We start from the raw sequence: 737 nt of genomic DNA, 5'->3' as shown, positions 1-737 counted from the left end.
CGGCGGCGGCGCATCGCCCAGCACCTCCGCCACCGCTTCTGCCACGCCCTGTGCCAGGTCGTGCTTGGTGGTCAGTGACTTGGCAGCCCGCACCACCCCTTGCGCCGGCGTATAGAGCACCGCGTCGGTATAGGTGCCGCCAGTGTCAATCCCGAGCCTGAACCGCAACGCGCTCTGTCCCCTCACTGCCCTGCCCCGGGGGTAGCATGGCGGTCGTCGGAGAACAGCCGCTGGTAGGCGAGACCCACACCCACCAGCGTGATGCCGAGGCCCAGGAAGGCTGCTGCCCGCCACAGGCCCTCCAGCCCGCTGAGATCAAGCAGGAACACCTTCAGGATCGTCAGGACCAGCAGGGCCAGCGACAGGAGGCGGAGCTGGCGCTGCCGGGTCAGCAGGCCGAATGCCAGGAGGCCCACCGAGGCCACCACCAGCCAGGCCGAGTAGAGCCAGTTCTCTGCCGGCTGGATGGCGGCCTCACCCCAGACCACCGAGCCCGCGAAGCCGCGGCGGATCTCCAGGATCGGCCAGGCCAGCAGGAGCAGTCCACCAGAGATCGGCAGGGCCGGGCCCAGCCGGTTCGGCAGCCGGGCCGGCAGGCCGCGCCAAGTGAGAAAGCCCACCGCCAGCACCGGGACGAGCAGGAGCAGGAGCAGCGGGTTCACGACCGGCACGTCCAGGACGCGCAGGTCCTCGCCTGTGGCGATGCGCAGGAGCGGGTCCAGCAGGCTGGCCACCGC

2 protein-coding genes are annotated in these 737 nt (G+C 70.8%); both read right to left on the bottom strand.

Going from position 1 to position 737, the window contains the following annotated elements; genetic code table 11:
* A partial coding sequence (locus tag EQG76_RS33330; RefSeq protein ID WP_159712322.1) for a hydantoinase/oxoprolinase N-terminal domain-containing protein occupies nucleotides 1-168 on the bottom strand: 168 nt, incomplete at its 3' end.
* A 14-nt stretch (nucleotides 169-182) separates the two neighbouring features.
* On the bottom strand, nucleotides 183-737 hold a 555-nt coding region (locus EQG76_RS08240), incomplete at its 5' end, for a DUF2339 domain-containing protein (RefSeq protein WP_159712320.1).

Origin of the sequence: Geminicoccus flavidas, assembly GCF_009806515.1 — a bacterium.
In the GTDB taxonomy this organism is placed as follows: Bacteria; Pseudomonadota; Alphaproteobacteria; order Geminicoccales; family Geminicoccaceae; genus Geminicoccus; species Geminicoccus flavidus.
The sequence above is the reverse complement of the archived record's forward strand: the minus strand, read 5'-3'. Positions and strand labels throughout refer to the sequence as shown.